Origin of the sequence: Methylotenera sp. G11 (genome assembly GCF_000799735.1) — a bacterium.
Classification (GTDB): Bacteria; Pseudomonadota; Gammaproteobacteria; order Burkholderiales; family Methylophilaceae; genus Methylotenera.
The window spans coordinates 606,909-627,961 of record NZ_JUHH01000001.1 but is presented as its reverse complement, the minus strand read 5'-3'; the positions used below and the strand labels follow the sequence as shown (position 1 = coordinate 627,961).

Annotated in this window: 12 protein-coding genes; 10 read left to right on the top strand and 2 right to left on the bottom strand. The window is 52.3% G+C overall.

The window, feature by feature from the left end; translation table 11 throughout:
* Positions 1 to 32 precede the first annotated feature (32 nt).
* The 7 genes from cobA (at position 33) to GQ51_RS02795 (ending at position 12,337) form a co-directional block, all read left to right on the top strand.
* Positions 33 to 782, top strand: a complete 750-nt coding sequence (gene cobA, locus GQ51_RS02830) for a uroporphyrinogen-III C-methyltransferase (protein ID WP_047549522.1) — start codon at positions 33 to 35, stop codon at positions 780 to 782.
* 14 nt (positions 783 to 796) lie between these two features.
* The gene (gene nirB, locus GQ51_RS02825; RefSeq protein WP_047549519.1) at positions 797 to 3,226 is read left to right on the top strand and encodes a nitrite reductase large subunit NirB; all 2,430 of its coding nucleotides are present in this window, start codon (positions 797 to 799) and stop codon (positions 3,224 to 3,226) included.
* 25 nt (positions 3,227 to 3,251) lie between these two features.
* The gene (locus GQ51_RS02820) at positions 3,252 to 4,457 is read left to right on the top strand and encodes a nitrate/nitrite transporter (protein ID WP_047549516.1); all 1,206 of its coding nucleotides are present in this window, start codon (positions 3,252 to 3,254) and stop codon (positions 4,455 to 4,457) included.
* A 36-nt stretch (positions 4,458 to 4,493) separates the two neighbouring features.
* The gene (locus GQ51_RS02815; RefSeq protein WP_047549513.1) at positions 4,494 to 6,188 is read left to right on the top strand and encodes a bifunctional protein-serine/threonine kinase/phosphatase; all 1,695 of its coding nucleotides are present in this window, start codon (positions 4,494 to 4,496) and stop codon (positions 6,186 to 6,188) included.
* A gap of 40 nt (positions 6,189 to 6,228) precedes the next feature.
* Positions 6,229 to 6,543: a nitrite reductase small subunit NirD gene (gene nirD, locus GQ51_RS02810; RefSeq protein ID WP_047549510.1), complete on the top strand. Its 315-nt coding sequence runs from the start codon at positions 6,229 to 6,231 to the stop codon at positions 6,541 to 6,543.
* 331 nt (positions 6,544 to 6,874) lie between these two features.
* Entirely contained in the window at positions 6,875 to 9,595 is a 2,721-nt protein-coding gene (locus tag GQ51_RS02805) for a nitrate reductase (RefSeq protein WP_047549507.1), read from the top strand.
* Positions 9,596 to 9,958: 363 nt separating this feature from the next.
* The gene (locus GQ51_RS02795) at positions 9,959 to 12,337 is read left to right on the top strand and encodes a TonB-dependent receptor (protein ID WP_052177665.1); all 2,379 of its coding nucleotides are present in this window, start codon (positions 9,959 to 9,961) and stop codon (positions 12,335 to 12,337) included.
* An 87-nt stretch (positions 12,338 to 12,424) separates the two neighbouring features.
* On the opposite strand, the gene GQ51_RS02790 is transcribed toward GQ51_RS02795, so the two are convergent.
* Positions 12,425 to 14,164: a diguanylate cyclase gene (locus GQ51_RS02790; protein ID WP_047549502.1), complete on the bottom strand. Its 1,740-nt coding sequence runs from the start codon at positions 14,162 to 14,164 to the stop codon at positions 12,425 to 12,427.
* A 397-nt stretch (positions 14,165 to 14,561) separates the two neighbouring features.
* Here GQ51_RS02790 and GQ51_RS02785 point away from each other — a divergent pair, with 397 nt between their 5' ends.
* Entirely contained in the window at positions 14,562 to 16,199 is a 1,638-nt protein-coding gene (locus GQ51_RS02785) for an HD-GYP domain-containing protein (protein ID WP_047549500.1), read from the top strand.
* A 61-nt stretch (positions 16,200 to 16,260) separates the two neighbouring features.
* Here GQ51_RS02785 and GQ51_RS02780 read toward each other — a convergent pair whose 3' ends face one another.
* The gene (locus tag GQ51_RS02780; protein WP_047549497.1) at positions 16,261 to 16,473 is read right to left on the bottom strand and encodes a hypothetical protein; all 213 of its coding nucleotides are present in this window, start codon (positions 16,471 to 16,473) and stop codon (positions 16,261 to 16,263) included.
* Between the two features lie 302 nt (positions 16,474 to 16,775).
* Between GQ51_RS02780 and GQ51_RS02775 the strand changes: the two genes are divergently transcribed.
* Positions 16,776 to 18,761, top strand: coding sequence for a DNA topoisomerase IV subunit B (locus GQ51_RS02775; protein ID WP_047549494.1), 1,986 nt, complete (start codon positions 16,776 to 16,778; stop codon positions 18,759 to 18,761).
* 11 nt (positions 18,762 to 18,772) lie between these two features.
* Positions 18,773 to 21,046, top strand: coding sequence for a DNA topoisomerase IV subunit A (gene parC, locus GQ51_RS02770; RefSeq protein WP_235276151.1), 2,274 nt, complete (start codon positions 18,773 to 18,775; stop codon positions 21,044 to 21,046).
* The last annotated feature ends 7 nt before the right edge of the window (positions 21,047 to 21,053 follow it).

Below are 21,053 nucleotides of genomic sequence, written 5' to 3'. Positions count from 1 at the left end.
AACATTTAAGTGATTAAAAGGCTGAATCAGACATGACAGGTAAAGTTTTTTTAGTAGGCGCAGGCCCGGGCGACCCTGAGTTGCTGACGTTAAAAGCCGTAAAGGCGCTGGCGGTTGCTGATGTGGTGCTGGTGGATGATCTTGTGAATGCGGCAGTGCTGGAGCATTGCCCGCAGGCGCGCGTGGTGAATGTCGGGAAAAGAGGTGGCTGCCAGTCAACGCCGCAGAACTTTATCAACCGCATGCTGATCGCGCTGGCGGAGCAGGGGCAGACCGTGGTGCGCCTGAAGGGCGGCGACCCGTTTCTGTTTGGCCGCGGCGGCGAAGAAATGCTGGCTTTGCGCAATGCCGGCATCGATCTGGAGGTGATTTCCGGTGTGACCAGCGGTATTGCAGTGCCGGCAAGCATGGGTATTCCACTCACGCACAGGGAGTATACGCATGGCGTCACGATGCTGACCGGACACACGCAGGATGGTGAGCCACTGGATTGGCATGCACTGGTGGCGAGCAAAACAACGCTGGTCATTTACATGGGGATCAAGAAAGTTTCGGAAATCGTCAGGAACCTGCTGGCCGCCGGCATGGAGCATGACATGCCGACGATTGCTATCCAGCATGGCACTCTGGAGACGGAGCGGCATGTCAGTGCGCCTTTGGCCATGCTGCCGCTGGCTGTGCATCAGGAAAAGCTGCAAAGCCCGGCGATTATCGTGATCGGCAATGTCGTGCGCATGGCCAGCAATAATAAATTATTAGCTACTTTAGAAGTAGCAGCGTAGAAGGAGAAAGTGGTATGAAAAAAATGAAACTGGTAGTTGTCGGCAACGGTATGGCAGGCATGCGGACTGTAGAGGAGCTATTGAAAATAGCGCCCGATATTTATGACATCACGGTATTCGGGGATGAGCCTTACCCCAATTACAACCGTATTATGCTGTCCCCGGTTCTGGCTAACGAGCAGACCATCGATGACATTATCCTGAATAGCCGTGAATGGTATGCAGAAAACAATATCGCGCTCTACACCAATGCGCGCATCAATAAAATAGACCGTAAAAACAGGGTGGTCTATGCAGAAGACGGCACCAGCGCCGAGTATGACCGTCTGCTGATCGCAACGGGTTCCAAGCCGTTCATGCTGCCGATCCCTGGCCGTGAACTGAAAGGTGTGCTTGGTTATCGCGACATCAAAGACACCAACGACATGATAGAAACGGCTAAAACGCATAAGCATGCCGTGGTGATCGGTGGCGGCCTGCTGGGGCTGGAAGCCGCCAACGGCCTGAAAATCCAGGGCATGGATGTCACTGTGGTGCACAGAAACGAATGGCTGCTGGATAGGCAGTTGGACAAAACAGCCGGTTTGATGCTCAAGAAAAACCTTGAGTCCAAAGGGCTTAAGTTCCTGCTGGAAACCAATACAGAACAGCTGATTGGCGATGAAGAAGGCCGTGTTAAAGCAGTGAGGTTCACTAACGGCATGGAATTGCCGGCCGATCTGGTAGTGATGGCAGTCGGTATCCGCCCGAATTTTGAACTGGCAAAATCTGCCGGCATTCATTGTGACCGCGGCATTGTCGTGAATGACACGATGCAGACCTTTGACCCGCGTATTTATGCAGTGGGTGAGTGCGTCAGCCATCGCGGTATTTCCTATGGCCTGGTTGCGCCGCTGTTTGAAATGGCAAAAGTGTGCGCGACGCACCTGGCTAATTTTGGCATTGGTTTGTACAAAGGTTCGGTCACCTCTACAAAATTAAAAGTGACAGGTATCGATTTGTTCAGCGCCGGTGAATTTGAAGGCGGTGAAGATACGGAAGAGATTGTTTTACACGATGCAGTTGGCGGGGTTTACAAAAAGCTCGTCATCAAAAATGACAAAATCATTGGCAGCGTGCTGTATGGGGATACCGCGGATGGTTCGTGGTATTTTCAGATGCTCAGGGATAGCAAACCTATCCACGAGATTCGTGATTACCTGATGTTCGGGCAGGACTCATTGGGTAATACTGGCCACCAGGGCCAGGACAAAGCGGCAGCCATGACCAACGAGATGGAAGTGTGCGGCTGTAACGGTGTGTGCAAGGGCACTATCGTCAAGGCGATCCAGGATAAAGGCCTGTTTACGATAGACGATGTGAAAAAACAGACCAAGGCCGGTTCAAGCTGCGGTTCATGTGTGGGCCTGGTGGAGCAGATCCTGGCCAGTACCCTGGGCGGCGGCTATGCACCGCCTTCCACCAGCAAAGCGATCTGCGGATGTTCTGATAAAAATCATGAAGAAGTGCGTGCGGAAATCCGCACCCACAAATACCTCAACATCCCGGATGCGATCAAAGGCATGCAGTGGCGCACGCCCAATGGCTGCGCGACATGCCGCCCTGCACTCAACTACTACCTGATTTCCACCTGGCCGCATGAGGCGGTTGATGACCCGCAGTCACGCTTCATCAATGAACGTGTGCATGCCAATATCCAGAAAGACGGTACTTACTCCGTGGTGCCGCGTATGTACGGCGGCGTGACCACGCCAGACCAGCTGCGCAAGATTGCCGATGTGGCCGACAAGTATGCGGTGCCGATGGTGAAAGTGACCGGCGGTCAGCGTATCGACTTGCTGGGTGTGAAAAAAGAAGACCTGTTGGATATGTGGAAAGACCTGGACATGCCATCCGGCTACGCTTATTCCAAAGGTATCCGAACCGTGAAGACCTGCGTAGGTTCCGAGTTCTGCCGTTTCGGCACGCAGAACTCGACGCAGATGGGCATTGATATCGAGAAGGCGTTTGACCATATGTGGGCACCGCACAAGGTGAAGTTTGCCGTATCCGGCTGCCCGCGTAACTGCGCTGAGTCCGGCATCAAGGATGTGGGCATCATCGGCGTGGATTCCGGCTGGGAAATCTATGTCGGCGGCAACGGCGGCATCAAGACCGAGGTTGCGCAGTTCCTGTGCAAGGTGAAAACCCATGAGGAAGTGCTGGAATACTCAGGCGCCTTTATCCAGATCTACCGTGAAGAAGCCCGTTACCTGGACCGTACCGTGCACTGGCTGGAGCGGGTAGGGCTGGACTATGTGAAACAGCGCGTGGTTGACGATGCCGAAGGCAGGAAAGCGGCTTACGAGCGCTTGCTTTATGCGCTGCAAGGGGCTGTAAATCCCTGGGCGGAGCGTGTCGAAAAGCGCGACCAGTACAAAGAGTTTGAAACGGTTTCAGTTTGATTTTTATTGGATTTAGAGGAATATCATGAAAAGTAGCTTCTGGAAAGTTGGACATAAACCAACACTGTTTTCCGCGTTTTTATATTTTGACCTGAGCTTCATGGTGTGGGTGCTGCTGGGGCCACTGGCGGTACAGATGGCAACGGATCTGCAACTGTCACCTTCACAAAAAGGCCTGATGGTCGCCACTCCGGTGCTGGCGGGTGCATTGTTGCGTATCGTCATGGGGGTGCTCGTAGACCAGATCAAACCGAAAATGGCCGGCCTGGTTGGGCAGGTCGTGGTGATTCTGAGCCTGCTGCTGGCATGGCTGCATGGCATCCATAGCTTTCAGCAGGCTTTGCTGCTGGGCTTGGGGCTCGGTTTCGCCGGCGCGGCTTTTGCGGTGGCGCTGCCGCTGGCTTCGCGCTGGTACCCGCCTGAGCATCAGGGTACGGCACTGGGTATTGCCGGCGCCGGTAACTCAGGCACCGTGTTTGCAGCGCTGTTTGCGCCGGGCTTGGCGGTTGCCTATGGCTGGAACAACGTGTTTGGCCTGGCATTGATTCCGCTGGTGATCGTTTTCGTGGTGTACAGCACCTTTGCCAAAGACAGCCCTGATGCGCCGCCGGCTAAATCACTCAGCCAGTATCTGGCTATCCTGAAAGACAAGGATGCCTGGTGGTTCATGTTCTTTTATAGCGTAACGTTTGGCGGTTTTGTTGGCCTGGCATCTTCATTGACGATCTATTTCAATGATCTGTATAACCTGGGTCCGGTGGTTTCCGGCTACTGTACGGCCGCCTGTGTGTTTGCGGGTTCTCTGGTGCGTCCTTTGGGCGGCACAATTGCCGACCGGATCGGCGGTGTCAGGACATTGCTGGTGATGTACGCTGCGGCTGCGGTGCTGCTGATGATCATGAGCTTCGGCCAGCCGACGTATCAATGGGCTTTAGCGATCATCCTGCCTGTGATGGCGGTGTTGGGCATGGGTAATGGCGCGGTATTCCAGCTGGTGCCGCAGCGCTTTCGCAAGGAGATCGGCGTGATGACCGGCCTGGTTGGCATGGCTGGCGGTATCGGCGGCTTTTATCTTGCTGCCAGCCTGGGTTATTTCAAACAGAACTTCGGCAGCTACCAGATCGGCCTGATCATTTTCTCAGCCCTGGCAGTATTGGCCATGTTGGGTCTGACCGGTGTGAAAACGCGCTGGAGAACGACCTGGGGCACTACAACCAGTGCTAAAGTTTAAACCCGGCGCCAAAGTTTAATTACGGGAACCACTGACATGTCATTGAAATTCAGCACCGGACAATCCAGCCTGACTGGCCCCAGACAGCGTAATGAAGATTACGTGGGGCTGGTGACACCTGCGCGCGAGCAGCTGAACGTCAAGGGTGCGATCATTGCGGTTGCCGATGGCGTGAGCGGTAACGCCGGCGGTGGCGAAGCCGCAGAGATGACGATCAGGACCGTAACCACGGATTATTACGCGACCCCGGATACATGGGAGCCACTGGTAGCGCTGGACAAAGTGCTGACCGCAGCCAATCGCTGGCTGATTGCACAGGCCAACGCCAATCGAGACATGGCGGGCATGGCAACTACGCTGTCACTGCTCTTGTTGCGCGGCCAGCGTTATTACGGGGCGCATGTCGGTGATACGCGCATCTACCTTTACCGCGGCGGCATGCTGCAGCAGCTTACGACAGATCATGTCTGGGACAGGCCGGATATGCGGCATGTCCTGAAGCGTGCGGTTGGCCTGGATCAGCACCTGTCCGTTGATTTTATTGAAGGAGAGCTGCGGGCGGGTGATGTGTTTATCGTGATGAGCGACGGGGTCTGGGGTGTGCTGGATGAAAAAAGCATACAAAAAGCGTTGACGCTCTACGATGACCCATCCCTGCTATGCAATTACCTGACCAGGACTGCACTTGAGAAAGGCAGCCAGGACAATTGCTCGGCAGTCTCCATCAGGGTGACGGAGCTTGGCGAAGATACGCTTTCTGAACTGATTGCCAGCGGCAGGAACCTGAAAGCGCCGCAGAAGCTGAATACCGGCGATGTGCTGGACGATTTTGAGATTGTCGAACTGCTGCATGAGTCACGCGCCAGCTTGCTATACAAAGTGCGGCATACGCAGACCCGCCAGCTGTTCGTGCTTAAAACCCTGCAGCCGCTGTTTGCGGAAGATAAGGATACATGCGCAGCGCTGCTGAATGAAGAATGGCTTGCCAAGCGGGTGGTTTCACAATATGTGCCGCAGGTGTTCCCGGTCTCTGTAGAAAGGCGCAGCAAGCTCTACTTTATCCTTAGCTGGCATGAAGGCGCGACGTTGCAGGAGCGCCTGGATAACGGCCATCACTTTACCATGGCCGGTGCAGCCAAGATCGGTCTCGACATGATGCGCGGGATCGGCGCGCTGCATCGGCTGAATATCATTCACCGCGACATCAAACCGGCTAATGTGCATCAGGCCAGTGACCAGCGCCTGCGTATACTCGACCTGGGCATTGCGATCAGCAGCGGTATCGGGAAAATCGATGCGATGCAGAATCCCGGCACACCGAGTTTTATGGCGCCGGAATTATTCAATGGCGAGGTTGCCAATGTGCGTACCGACATCTACGCCGCAGGTGTCACGCTGTATCACCTGCTGACGCGCAAATACCCTTATGGGGAAATCGAGCCTTTCCAGAACCCCAAATTCGGTGAACCGATACCGCCATCCAGATACCGGCCGGATACGCCATACTGGCTGGAAAATATTATCCTGAAAGCGGTATCGCGTAACCCGGAATCCCGTTTTGAAACGGCAGAAGAAATGCTGCTGGCACTTGAATATGGTGAGTTGAAGCCTATTCTGGCGCCTGCGAGAACGCCCCTGGTAGCCAGGGCACGGTTTGTAAAATGGCAGTGGATTGCTATTTTTTCCTTGATTTTGAATTTTTTATTGATTTATTTATTAATCATCGTCTGATTCAGGGCGATATCAAGTTTTACACAAAGGATTAAACAAGATGAGTAATTGGGTAAAAGTACTGTTGCTGGAAGATATTCCGAAATTAGGCGCACGTGTCGTGCGTGCCAAAGACAAGGAAATCGGCGTGTTCCGCCTGGCGGATGACCAGGTCTATGCGATTAACAACCAGTGCCCGCACAAAGGCGGCCCGCTGTCTCAGGGGATTGTGTACGGCGACAAGGTTGCCTGCCCATTGCATAGCTGGAAAATCAGCCTGGTAGACGGCAAAGCGGAAGAGCCGGATGTGGGCGAAACCGCATGTTTCAAAACCAAGGTTGAAGACGGAATCGTATATTTGGAACTAAAAGCGTAGTCAGGTATGGGCTTACGCTAAAGACTTGCCTCTGTCTGTCATTTCTTCCACCTGCGTCATTCCGGCGCAGGCCGGAATCCAGGCAGGTTTCCTGAACATATAAATTGATGTACATAGAGTGAAGTATCAATGAGTCATTTTTACATTACTTTCTCTGAAATAACGACTCTAAACGCCACCTTGACTGGATTCCCGCCTATCGCGCTTCATCTTGCCGCTTTAGCGGCCTAGATGAGCGGTGATGACCTTTACGGTTACGCGGGAATGACGACTGTGAATTGAATCAATTCCCGGTTTATTTAAAGCATTTAGCTAAAAGAGTAATCAACCAATGAAGCAAACAAAATCTACCTGCTGTTACTGTGGCGTTGGCTGCGGCGTGATCATTCATTCTGAAAACGGCGTGATTGTCGATGTGAAGGGCGATCCTGACCATCCGGCCAATTTCGGCCGCCTGTGTACCAAAGGTTCTACGCTGCACCTGACTGCCAAACTTGATAACCGGCTGCTGTATCCTGAAATGCGCACCCGGCGTGAAGATAAAAGAGCGCGCGCCAGCTGGGATGAGTCACTGGATTTTGTCGCGGATAAGTTTGCAGAAACCATTCAGCAGCATGGCCCGGACAGCGTGGCTTTCTATATTTCAGGCCAGCTGCTGACCGAGGATTATTACGTTTTCAATAAACTGGCCAAAGGCCTGATCGGCACCAATAATGTAGATTCGAACTCACGCCTGTGCATGTCATCCGCAGTTGCCGGCTATAAGGTTACATTGGGGTCTGATGCGCCGCCAGCCTGCTATGAAGACATCGATCATACAAACTGCCTGCTGATCGCCGGGTCGAATACCGCTTTTGCCCACCCGATCATTTTCAGACGCATCGAGGACGCCAAAAAAGCGAATCCGGACCTGAAGATCATTGTAGTGGACCCACGGCGCACCGATACCGCAGAGTCTGCCGATCTGCACCTGGCAATCCTGCCCGGAACCGATGTTGCCCTGTTTAACGGCATGCTGCATGTGCTGCTGTGGGAGGGTATGCTGGATAATGCTTTTATCAAAACCAGCACAACCGGCTTTGAAATGTTGAAAGATACCGTTCGTGAATACACGCCGAAAATGGTCGCAGATATTTGCGGCATCAAAGAGTCGGATATCGTGACTGCCGCGAAATGGTTTGGCCAGGGTCCCAGCCTGTCAATGTACTGCATGGGTTTGAATCAGTCGGTCTACGGTACCGATAAGAATGCGGCGCTGATCAACCTGCATCTTGCGACCGGGCAAATCGGCAAGCCAGGGGCGGGGCCATTTTCACTGACAGGCCAGCCTAATGCCATGGGCGGGCGCGAAGTAGGCGGCATGGCTAACCTGATGTCAGGCCATCGTGACCTGTCAAATGCCGGGCATCGTGCAGAAATCGCCCGATTATGGGGTGTTGATAGCGTTCCTGAGGCCGCCGGCAAGACTGCCGTGGAAATGTTTGATGCGGTAAAAGCAGGTGAGGTCAAGGCGATCTGGATTGCCTGCACCAACCCCGCACACTCCATGCCCGACCTCAACAATGTACTTGAAGCGCTGGGTAATGCCGAACTGGTCGTCGTGCAGGATGCGTTTAACAACACCAGTACTGGCAAGTATGCCGACGTATTGCTGCCGGCCAGCACCTGGGGTGAAAAAGAAGGCTCGGTGACAAACTCCGAGCGCAGGATCACCCGCGTAAATCCTGCTGTCGCGACACCGGCAGAGGCACGCCACGATTGGGCGATCATGGTGGATTTTGCACGACGCCTGGAGCAGCGGCTGGGCAAGGCATCCACGCTGTTTCCTTATGCCGAAACAGAAGAGATTTTTAACGAACACCGCAAGACCACCCGTGGCCGTGACCTGGACATTACAGGCTTAAGCTACCGTCTGCTGAATGAACAAGGCCCCCAGCAGTGGCCGTTCAAGCCCGGTGATGCCGCCGGTAAAGCGCGTTTATATGCGGACGGGGTGTTTCCAACCGCAGACGGCAAAGCGCGATTCGTCAATACAAGTTATAAGGCAACGGCAGATAAAATCGACGCACGCCATCCGCTGCATCTGTTAACCGGGCGTTTGCGCGACCAGTGGCACGGCATGAGCCGGACCGGTACGGCGGCGCAGTTATTCAATCACGTTGAAGAGCCGTTTATCTATATGAACCCGGATGATATGTCGCGCCGCCTGATTAAGGATGGCGATATTGTCAGGGTCGGCAACAAGCGCGGCAGCCTGGTGCTGCCGGTAAAAGCTTCCAATGATATTCAGGTGACCCAGACTTACATTCCCATGCATTGGGGCAGCGAGTTTATGAACGGGCTGGGGGTCAACGCCATGATGCCACCATTGTTCGACAAGATATCAAAACAGCCAGAGCTGAAGCACACGGCGATCAAGGTGGAGAAGTTGACCTTGCCCTGGCGCATGACCGTCATGCGCGCAATCAGGGATCTGTCATCGCTGCAGAAGATACGCGCTTTGCTGCCGAGGTTTCAATACGCGACCTGTGGCCTGTTTGGCCGCCAGCAGCATGGTTACGCCGGCATGCTCATATTCAAGGCGGCCAATGATGAATCGCCGGACCTGTCACTGATTGCCGAGATCGATGCGATCCTGGATATGACCGATGATATGCCGCTGCTGAATTACCAGGATGATAAACGCGGCATCAGTAAACGTATCCTGGTTGAATCGACGGGAGATGAAGGTTCGGTCAAGAAAGTGACTGGTATCCGCCTGGTCGGTGAAACCATTGCTTCAGACTGGCTGAAAGAGGCCATGACCTCCGGTGAGTTCACTGCAGAAGTCAGAAGATGGGCGCTGGCACCTTTGAGTGCGCCGCCGTCTGGCCATTCCGGACGGGGCAAGGTAGTCTGCAGCTGCCTGGATGTGTCAGAGAATGAAATCATCGATGCCGTATCAAGAGGGGCGGACCTGATCACATTGCAAAACAAGCTCAAATGCGGAACGCAATGCGGCTCGTGCGTGCCGGAGCTTAAAAAACTGATCACCGTGCACGGCAAAGCTTGATTGGCCGGCATATTGCGATCCGGCAATACACCGATGGCGGCACCGGCTTTGAACATGCCGGCCGCCATTGTTTTGCCTGGGCAGCCTAGCCTGGTTGCTTACATAGTATCGCCTGTTTTTATTGGCCTTAATCCGTCTTGCATATACTGGCCGGCATCTGTTGCCTTGCCGCGCCCGTTCATCTCCTGATTGCAGGTTCATGCCATCGCCTATGGTATTTAATCATTCAAATAGCCACAGCGGGCTGTGAATTGCTTTAAATTGTTACAAATTGTAAAATCCCGTTAATGTGCAATCTATAATCGCTCACAGTAAAATCGTCCAAAAATTAAAAGTACCAAAAATTAAATTAAAAGTGGAATCATGAAAACCATACTGCCAAAAATGCAACCCAAAATCATCGTAGCTGCAATCATTGCCGCCTACGCTACACCGCAGCAAGTATTGGCGGAAAACAGGGCTGAGGCGATAGAGCTGGGTGCGGTTGAAGTGGTATCAACCACGCCGTTGCCAGGTGTGGGCGTGGCGCTTGACCAGGTGCCGGCGAATGTTCAGTCGGTAAAAGCCAAGGACCTGGCGCAGCAGCACACTTTGGAATTGTCTGATTACATCAATAACAATCTCGGCGGGGTCACCATTACCGAAGGGCAGAGCAACCCTTATATGGCTGATGTGAATTTCCGCGGTTTTACCGCTTCTCCGCTTGCCGGTGCACCACAGGGACTTTCAGTGTTCCAGGATGGCGTGCGTATCAACGAGCCGTTTGGCGATACCGTAAACTGGGGTCTCATTCCCCAGAGCGCGATCTCCAGCATTAACCTGATGCCGGGTTCCAACCCTGTTTTTGGCCTTAATACCCTCGGTGGCGCCTTATCGGTGAACACTAAAAGCGGTGCCAGCAATCCCGGCCTGTCAGCGGAAATGTCCGGCGGGTCATGGGGGCGCCGTGGTTTGAATGCAAGCTACGGCGGCGTAGACGGGAATGTTGATTATTTCATCACCGGCAATCACTCCAAAGAAGACGGCTGGCGCGACTCATCATCCAGTGAAGTCAATCAGCTGTTCGGTAAAATCGGCTGGCAGAATGAAACAACCGATCTTGATCTCAGCGTGACACTGGCGCATAACAACCTGAATGGTGTGCAGGCATTGCCAAAAAGCTGGCTGAACAAGCCCGAGCAGGCTTACACGTATCCGGATACGATCAATAATCGCATGCAGATGGTTAATCTGAAAGGCAGCCATTTTCTCAGTGATGACCACCTGATTGCCGGCAATATTTATGTACGCAATAGCCGCATCAACAATTTTGCAAGTAACACCAATGATTGCTACAACGCCAGCCTTGCTGACCAGGATGTCGGTGCGCAGTGCGACCAGAGCCTGCCGGAGTCTGTCGATATTGCCAGTCAGGGTTTTAATGAAAAATCCAGCACCAGCCAGCTCGGTTATGGTTTGACAGCACAATATTCGTTCCTGGGCAATGTGATGAACCACAAAAACCAGTTCACTGCCGGTTTAAGCGCTGACTTGGGCAGAAGTAGCTATAAATCTGATGAGCAGCCTACAGAGTTCACTGCCGACCGTGGTGCGGTAGCTGCCGGTGCATTTGAGAGGGAAACGGATATTCGCACTAGGAATCAATATTACGGGTTATATGCCACGGATATTTTTTCTGTGACCGAAAAATTGCATTTGACCCTGTCTGGCCGCTATAACTACGTGCGGGTAAACATCAAAGACAAGATGGAGGCAGATCCTAACACCGGAAAATATGTTTCTGGAGATTCCGATCACATCACGCATTCGTTCAACCGTTTCAACCCTGCTGTAGGCCTGAATTACAACGTCAGTCCCGCGTTAGGCTTTTATGGCGGCTACAACGAAGGCATGCGTGCGCCATCCCCGATTGAGTTAAGCTGTGCAGACCCGCTTACCCCATGCCGGCTGCCGACGGATTTCCTGGCTGATCCCGTGCTTAAACCCGTGGTTTCCAAGACATTTGAAGCTGGTGTGCGAGGCTTGATCAGCCCCAATATGCGCTGGAACGCAACAGTGTTCCAGACGAAACTGAATGATGACATTCAATTCATCAGCAGCGGCAACAGTTTTAACCTGGGATATTTCGACAACGTAGGCAAGACGCAGCGGCAAGGCCTTGAGCTGGGCTTTGGCGGCGATTTCGATAAATTCCATATGACAGCCAACTACCAGTACCTGCGTGCCACTTATCAGGACAGTGTGGTGTTTCACAATGAAAACAACACGTCGGCAGAAGCCCTGGCAAATGACGGTAATTACACCGCAAAACGCGGGGATTATCTACCCAATATTCCTAAACACTCGCTCAAAGTACGTCTTGCCTATGATTTTACGCCCAAGCTGAATGTTGGCCTGAACGTGATATCGAGCGCGGGTGTATATGCGCGTGGCGACGAGAATAATAAAGACCCTAATGGCAAGGTTGCCGGTTACACCATTTTTAACATGGACGCCAACTGGAAGTTCCATGAGAACTGGACGGCATTCATGAAGCTCATCAACCTTGCGGATAAAGATTACTCTACCATGGGCATTCTCGGCACCAATGCCTTTAATACCGCAGATAAAAGCCTGAACCTGGACCCGAGCGGATGGCAGGCTGAACAGTTCCAGTCACCAGGGGCGCCGCGTGCAGGTTGGGTAGGTGTGCGCTATGATTTTGGCAAGCCTAAAACAGCAGCTGTCCAGGATAACGATTAAGCTGTAGTTGCGCACAGGTCTGGATGGCTGCCTGAAGCGGGAAGGGCAGCGATGCCGATATTGCCGTGGCGTGTGAATGAGCCGGTTTCAGTGATGCGTTGCCGCCATGATGCAGTTGCGTCCGGACTTTTTAGCGGCATACAGATAATCATCAGATTCTTTTACCGCGATATATTCGTCCACCTCTTCAGGGGTCGCGATAGCGACACCGATGCTCACCGTTATTTTCCCGGCAACGGGGTGCGGTGTGGCTTCTATGGTGTGGCGAATCTTTTCGGCCACTAACCTCGCTTCGAACAGTTCGGTGTTCGGCAGCAGCAGCAGGAATTCTTCCCCGCCATAACGGGCGGCAAAGTCACTCTCTCGCAGCGTGGTCTTCAATATCTGCGCCAGCTGCTGCAAAACGCTATCGCCAATGGCATGTCCGTGGATGTCGTTAACCTCCTTGAAGAAGTCAATATCCAGCATCAGGATTGCATAATTATTCTGGGAACGTTTCATGCTGATGAATTCCGAGCGTAATCTTTCGTTAGCGGATAAGCGGTTATGCATTCCGGTCAGGGCATCATGCCTTGACAGGTGCCGCAGGTCTTCATTGGCTTTCGAGAGTTCCGCGGTGCGTGCCGCTATTTTTAATTCCAGTTCGGCATTCATATCGATAATTTTCTGTTCCATCTTCTGGCGTTCAGTGATGTCGATAATCACACTATGGGCACAAATGAACTTGCCTTCCTTGTTGCGCTGGATGCGACCTGAAATGATGACCGTAATCGGCTGCTGATCACGGCGTTTCAGCATGAATTCGCCTTCCACAAAATTGTGGTCTTTAAAGTGCTGGTAGAAGGTGGCGAATCCTTCGGCCACATCAGACCAGCTGTCGGTAAAGCGTTGGCCTATCATTTCCTCCGGTGTTGCAAAGCCCAGTATGTGCGCCATTTTATGGTTCGCATCCAGCCAGCAGCCGTTGATATCAAGTGCCTGGTATCCGACCGTAAGGTTGGTGAACATGTTGCGGAACCGTTGCTCGCTTTCCTGTATCTGCTGCTCCGCCAGATGCAGGCTCGTTGAGTTGATGCAGATACCGGAAAATTCAACCAGCTTGCCTTGCTTGTCATAGATCGGGCCTCCATAGCTGTCAATCCAGCGGATATGGCCGGTAGGCAGGATGACACGGTAAAATGTCACGAAAGCGTTCAGGTTGCGGCTAGCCTCTTTTATCAGGTTTTCTGCACCTTTAAGATCGTCCGGATGCACGATCTTGCGCCAGGTCTCAAAGGTTGGCTTGTCAACGTCGGGATTCAGGCAGAAGAGTTTATATAGTTGTTCGGACCAGACCATCCTGTCCGTGTCGATATACCAGCGCCATGCGCCGGCGCTGACTGAGCGTTCAGCCAGCATCAGCAGTTCATTGGTTGTCTGCAGTTCTTTGCCGATTTCTTCAAGCCTGTCGTGTTCTTTACTGATAAGCTGGTTGTGCCAGTAATGCCCTCTGGTGAGTACGTAGCCCATTACCCAGGCAGATACCAGGAAGAACGCAGCTGCGCTGATGTTTTCGTTGGTGACGTTGAATGACCAGTAGGGCGGCGAGAAAGTATAGAAGGCGGAAACAGCAGAAAGAATCGTAACGAGAGCCCCAGGCTGGGACCCGCAAAGATAAAAACACAAGAATACCGCCGGATAAAACGTGATGAAAGCCAGCCCGGATTCAGGCTGCCATGCCCAGATGCGCAGCGTGAGTGCAATTAAAAAAATAATGACTGCAACAGCGAATCGTATCGGCAACGATAGCTTTGCATGCAAATCATTAAGATTAAGTTGCGCTCCCATACAGAGCTTTCTTGATGGCACTTATGCTAGTTAAGCATATTCGATCTTCAAATTGCAAATTTATTATTAAAAATGACTTATCCGTGTGTGCAATCTATGTAGTTGAGATGTTTGATTAATTTTGCAGCTAGCGTGGAAACGTGAACAGAAAGGCCGTTGTTTATGCAGTTGCAAAGCATAAAAACCCTATTTTTTTATTGGGAATTATCGTAAAGTGTCGACTGGTTTTAATCGTTGGTGATGGCAGTCCACTAACGATGAATATCCAGCCTGGATAAGGGTTGGCGGGCAGGTGACGTGGCAGTGCAGGGTGAGGAAAGATTGAATCTTCTGGTCTATGGCGGCACGGCAGTATTGAATGATGAGATGATTTTTCCTGATAACAGAGTGATTGATAATGCGTGATTTATTAGACAAACCTTTGCTAGATAATGAGATCCGGGTTGAGGCTGAAGATGTCAGTCTGGGTATGTACGTGACCGCACTCGATATTCCGTGGGAGCAGTCGCGGTTTATCTTTAAAGGTTTCCTGATCGAAGAAGAAAAAGAGCTCAATGAGATCAGGAAAGTATGCAAGTTCATTATCGTAGACAAAGACCGTTCGGTTAACGTCACATTCAAGAAAAAAGCAGCACAGCCTGAAAAGGGCAAGCCGGTTGCGCAGGGCGACCTGTTGCAGCAGTTCCTTGCCGATGAAGCTAAAGGCAGTAAACCAAAACCGGCTTCGGTCAAAGCGGAAGAAGCTGTCAAGCCGCCTGAAGCGCCGGTAAAACCCACAGGTACACTGGCTTCGACCTTGCACGAAGCTGCGGCCCCTCAGCAGGAAAACAAAGCGGCAGAGCCGGTGCCGGCTGCTGCCAGGCCCCGGCTGTTCAGGTCGATTATTTCCCCGCTTGTAGACATGATCAGCGGCATACCCAAGATTAAAGAAAACTTTAATCCCAATAAGATACATCAGTCCAGAAAACACCTGAATACTTCGGTCAAGGAAGATATGCGGCGCATGCAGTTAGCCAAAGAGCTGCGTGCGCAGTTTGAATTCAGCAACAGCCCGATCTCCGACAAGATGACCAATTACGTGACCACGGCATCCCTGGCGCAGGAAATGCCGGTTGCCAAGGCGACCCAGAATAATTTCATGGATGTTGCACAGACGACCCTGGCGCTGGATATGAATGATTCATCATTGCATGAATCCGTCAATGTTGCCAAAGAAGCGGTGGCCGATGTGGTTGATAGCATTACGCGCAACCCGGAAGCGATGCAGCTGGTGAATAACATCAGGAAGCTGGATGAGCATTCCTACCAGCATGCGATCGATGTGTCGCTGCTGATGGTCGCCCTCGGGCGTGAGATGTGCCTCTACAAGCAGGACCTGATCGAAGTCGGGCTGGGCGGAATGCTGCACGATGTAGGGGAAGTCAAGCCTAAAGGCGTATCAAAGATCAATAGTATTAAAAACATCACTAAATTCAGGGTGTACAAGGATGATCATGTGCAGAATGGCATCAATATCGCCATGAAATCCAACCAGAGTAAGATCGTCAGGGAGATTATCGCCAATCACCATGAGCATTTTGATGGCACCGGCTACCCCATGGGCAGGAAAGGCGGCCAGATAGGGCTTTACGGAAACATGATCTGCATTGTCGATACCTATGTATCCCTGATCAATGGCCGCAACTGTGAAGTTGCGCTGCCGCCGAACAAGGCGCTGGATTTTATGTACAAGCAGAAAGGCCGCCTGTTCCACCCGCAGATGCTGGATCAGTTCATCCAGGTGATCGGCATCTATCCGGTTGGCACCATGGTCAGGTTAAATACCGGTGACGTAGGGTTTGTGATCAAGCAGAATAAGACCTGGCGCATGAAACCCGTGATCATGGTAGTGATGAACAAATACAGGGAAAAACTGGAGACTCCCATTCATATCGACCTGATGAACCAGCCCAAGAACAAAAAAGAGATCATGATTCATTCTGACTTGCCGATGGATGCATTCGGGCTGAAAGTGGAAGACTACCTGACAATGTAATGCCTGCGCACAGGGTAATTCCTATGCGCCGGTTCAGGTGCGCCTTTCCGGCAGTGGCGGCTCAGACCCACGGCTTGGTAAACAGGGCTTTTAATTCATCAAGCGCGTTATCGGCTTTTTTCAATAATGTATCTTTGTCTTTAAAATAATGGGCTGGCTCATTCACATGAGGGGATTTTGCCTCCTCTGCCGCTATCCATTGCAGCCTTTTCTGGATGGCGGCTAATTTGTCTTCCAGCCGGTTTAATTTGGATTTAATAGAAGCATCGTGCATTTTCTTACTCCCATTCATCATTCAGGTTTACTGATGAGTGCATATTACGCCAACTTGGGTGAACATTTAACCGGGTTGAAGATTTGACAGCAGAACGGCTGTGTAAAATCCGTCAGTGCCTTTGATCTGCGGAAAAAACAGGCAGGTTTTCAGGCATGTCGCGTCGGCCGGTTATATAAGTTAAGCGACCTAGTTACTGTCGCGGCAAATTTTTAATAGAATCTAGCTAAAAATCCTGATTAATTAATAAAAACAAGCGCAGCTCAATTAAACTTGGAATATAAACTTCAAAGGTTAGCTCAATGGCAGAAAAAGAATACGACGCAGATTCGGTAAAGGTTTTAAGGGGGTTGGAACCGGTACGCGCCAGGCCCGGCATGTATACACGTACGGATTCACCGACGCACATTGTCCAGGAGGTGATTGATAACGCGGCAGATGAGGCATTGGGTGGCCATGCCACCAATATCCATGTCACTGTGTTTAAGGATGGTGCGGTAGAAGTGTCGGATAATGGCCGCGGCATTCCGGTCGAGGTGCCCAAAGGCGAAACCCAGCCAGCCGTAGAACTCGTGTTCGTGCAGCTTCATGCCGGAGGTAAATTCGATAAAGAAGACGAAAGCAGTTCTTATCGTTTCTCAGGCGGCCTGCACGGTGTAGGTGTTTCCGTCACTAATGCTTTGTCTACCCGCCTGGAAGTGAAGGTGAAGCGTAATGGTAAAGTGTACAACCTGTCTTTTGAAAATGGCAACTGCGTAGAACCGCTGACCGAAGTCGGCAAGTGCCTGAAACGCGATACCGGCACCACGGTAAAATGCTGGCCTGATCCCAGGTATTTCGATTCGCCCAAAGTTTCAATCCAGCAGCTGGAACACCTGATCAAGTCCAAGGCCGTATTGCTGCGCGGTGTCAGCGTCACGCTCGCTATCGAAGGCAGCGATGGTTTCGAGGAGCGTTCATGGACGTATGCGGATGGTTTGCCGGAATATCTTGATGAGCTGGTTGGCGAGCGTGAAGCGGCTGATGATGAAATGCCTATCCCGATCGTTTCCGATGAGTTTTACCACCAGGAAAACACGGACGGCATTTCCAAAGGTGAAGGCGCGATATGGGCATTGTTCTTTGGTGCAGGCGGCGGCCGCGGTGAATCCTATGTAAACCTGATCCCGACGCTTTCCGGCGGCACGCACGAAGCCGGTATGCGTAACGGGGTATTCGAGGCAGTGAAGTCGTTCATGGAACATCACGGCATGATGCAGCGTGGTATCAAGGTTTCATCGGAAGACGTCTGGAATAACGTCTGTTATGTACTGGCGGCAAAAGTGCTGGATCCGCAGTTCCAGGGACAGACCAAAGAGAAGCTGACCAATCGTGATGCCATGAAGATGGTGGCATCCGCCGTGAAGCCACTCATGGAGAACTGGCTGACGCAGAATGTGGAACATGCAAAACGCATTTCTGACCTGGTGAACCGCACGGCTGCAGCCCGCAATAAATCCACGCAGAAAATAGAAAAGCGCAAGACCAGCGGCATCAATCTCATGCCTGCCAAACTCACGGACTGCGAAGCTGCCGGCACGCTGGAGGCGGAACTGTTCCTGGTGGAGGGTGATTCTGCCGGTGGCAGCGCAAAAATGGGTCGCAACAATGAGTTCCAGTCTCTGCTGCCATTGCGCGGCAAGGTTTTAAATACCTGGGAGGTCGATGCGGGGCGCATATTCGCCAATTCGGAAGTGCATGATATCTTTGTGGCACTGGGCATAGAGCCGCACACGCTCAAGGATGACCCGGATTTTTCCGGCCTGCGCTACGGCAAGTTATGTATTTTATCTGATGCGGATGTGGACGGTTCGCACATCCAGGTATTACTGCTCACCATGCTGTTAAGGCACGCGCCTAAACTGATCGAGCGTGGCCATGTGTATATTTCGCAGCCGCCGCTGTATCGCATTGATGTGCCGGCACACGGCAAAAACAAGCCGCTGCGCAAGATTTATGTATCGGATGATGCCGAGAAAATATCCACGATAGAAAAGCTGAAGCGCGAAGGGATTGCCGAAGAAAGGCTGGGCATCCAGCGTTTTAAAGGCCTGGGTGAAATGAATCCGGAGCAGTTGTGGGAGACCACGCTATGCCCGGATACCCGTCGCCTGGTGCAGGTGCGCTTGCCTGAAGGGGAAGTGGATGATGCGCTTAGGATGTTTGATATGCTCATGGCAAAGAATGAGTCTGCTGCCAGGAAAGAGTGGATGGAGCGCCGCGGTAACGATGTGGAGGCTGATGTTTGATGGATACCAGTATGCAAGAAAACAATAACGAAGAAAATGCAGTCCCGATTGGTGAATATGCAGAAGAAGCCTATCTGGCCTATGCCGTATCCGTAGTAAAAGGACGTGCGCTGCCTTCCGTAGAAGACGGCCAGAAACCTGTGCAGCGCCGCATTCTGTATGCGATGAAGGAAATGGGGCTGGTGGCAGGCGTCAAGCCGGTGAAATCCGCCCGTGTGGTCGGTAACGTGCTGGGCATGTACCATCCGCACGGCGACAGTTCCGCTTATGAGGCCGCCGTGCGCCTGGCGCAGGACTTTACCTTGCGCTACCCCTTGATTGACGGGCAGGGTAACTTCGGCTCGCGGGATGGTGACGGCGCTGCTGCCATGCGCTACACCGAGATGCGGTTATCACCGATTGCTGACTTGTTATTATCTGAAATCGACCGCGGTACCGTTGATTTCCAGAGCAACTACGATGGCGCTTTTCAGGAGCCGGTCATGCTGCCGGCACGTTTGCCGATGATGCTGCTGAACGGCGCTTCCGGCATTGCCGTGGGCATGGCGACTGAAATGGTGCCGCATAACATGCGTGAAATCGCAAACGCGGTGCTGCACATCATGGATAACCCGCACTGCACCACAGCCGAGTTCATGCAGCATGTGCCGGGGCCGGACTTTCCCGGTGGCGGCCAGCTGATTACGCAAACCGCCGATATACTTTCTACCTATGAAAGCGGGCGTGGTTCATTAAGGCTGCGTGCCAGGTGGGTGGTCGAGCCGATGGCACGTGGCCAGTGGCGCATCATCATCAATGAATTGCCGCATGGCGTTTCTGTGGAAACCATACAGGATGAAATACTCGCCATCTCCAACCCCAAGCCGAAAAAAGACAAAAAGACGATAGACCAGGATCAGTTGCTGGTAAAACAATCGGCCCTGAGCATGATTGATACCGTAAAAAGCGAAGGCAAGAAAGAAGTGCGCCTGATCATCGAGCCTAAGACCAGCAAGGTTTCCAGTGATGAGCTGATGGCATTCCTGCTGCTGCATACCAGCATGGAAGTCTCATGCCCGGTCAATATGGTGATGATCGGTACCGACGGGCTGCCTGCGCAGAAAGGCATGGTCACCATCCTTAAGGAATGGATCGCATTCCGCCTTAATGTCGTGCGCAGGCGCTGCCAGTTTGACCTGGATAAGATCAATAAGCGCATCCATATTCTGGAAGGGCGCATGATTGCCTTTCTGCATATTGATGAGGTGATCAAGGTCATCCGCAATTCGGATGAACCGAAGGCGGATCTGATCGCCGCTTTCCAGCTCACTGAAATACAGGCGGAAGATATACTGGAAATCCGCTTACGCCAGCTGGCACGGCTGGAGGGTTTCAAGATTGAAAAAGAACTGAAGGATTTGCGTGAAGAAGCCGATGGCTTGCAGACCGTTTTGGGCAGTGATGCCAAATTGCGCAGGCTGACTGCAAAAGAAATCAAGCAGGATGCGGATAAATACGGTGATGAACGCCGCACCCTGATTGAACCGGTTGAGCGGGTACAGGGTGGCCAGAAGGCATTTGTGGTAGATGAGCCGGTTACCATCCTGCTGTCCAGGAACGGCTGGATCAGGGCACGGCAGGGGCATGGCATCGAGCGCGACTCAATCACCTGGAAATCCGGTGATGCCGAGTTTGCCGTGATTGAAACGCGTACGGTCCTGCCGATCGTATTGCTGGATACCAACGGCCGGTGTTATGCATTTGATGCTTCGACTGTGCCCGGTGGCAAAGGCGATGGCATCCCCGTAAGTTCGATCATCGAGGTGCAGAACGGGGGCAAGCTGATCCATGCAATCTCCGGTAAGGAAGACGACAGGTACCTGTTCACCACATCTAACAGTTATGGGTTCATTGCTCCGTTAAAGGGACTGATCGCCAGGCCAAAAGCCGGCAAGGCTTTCATGAAGCCGGAAGGTAATGCGGCGATCCTGCAGCCGATCAGGCTGGATGCGAGGACGCATGTTGCGGTCACCTCCTCAGAAAACAAGCTGTTGGTGTTTCCGGTGAGCGAAGTGAATGAATATCCGAACGGCGGCAAAGGCGTGCGCATGATGGATATTCCGGATAAAGCGTCATTATCCCGGGTTGAATTGAGCGACGGGCTTTCAGCCACTATCATGGTGAGAGGTAAAGCCAAAGTGATTGAAGGCGAAGCCCTCAGCAAGTTTGTGCTGAAACGTGCCAGGAAAGGGCATGCGGTTCAGGAGAGCAAGCCTGCGGTTAAAAAACAGCCAAGCTTGTTCTGAGATGGGT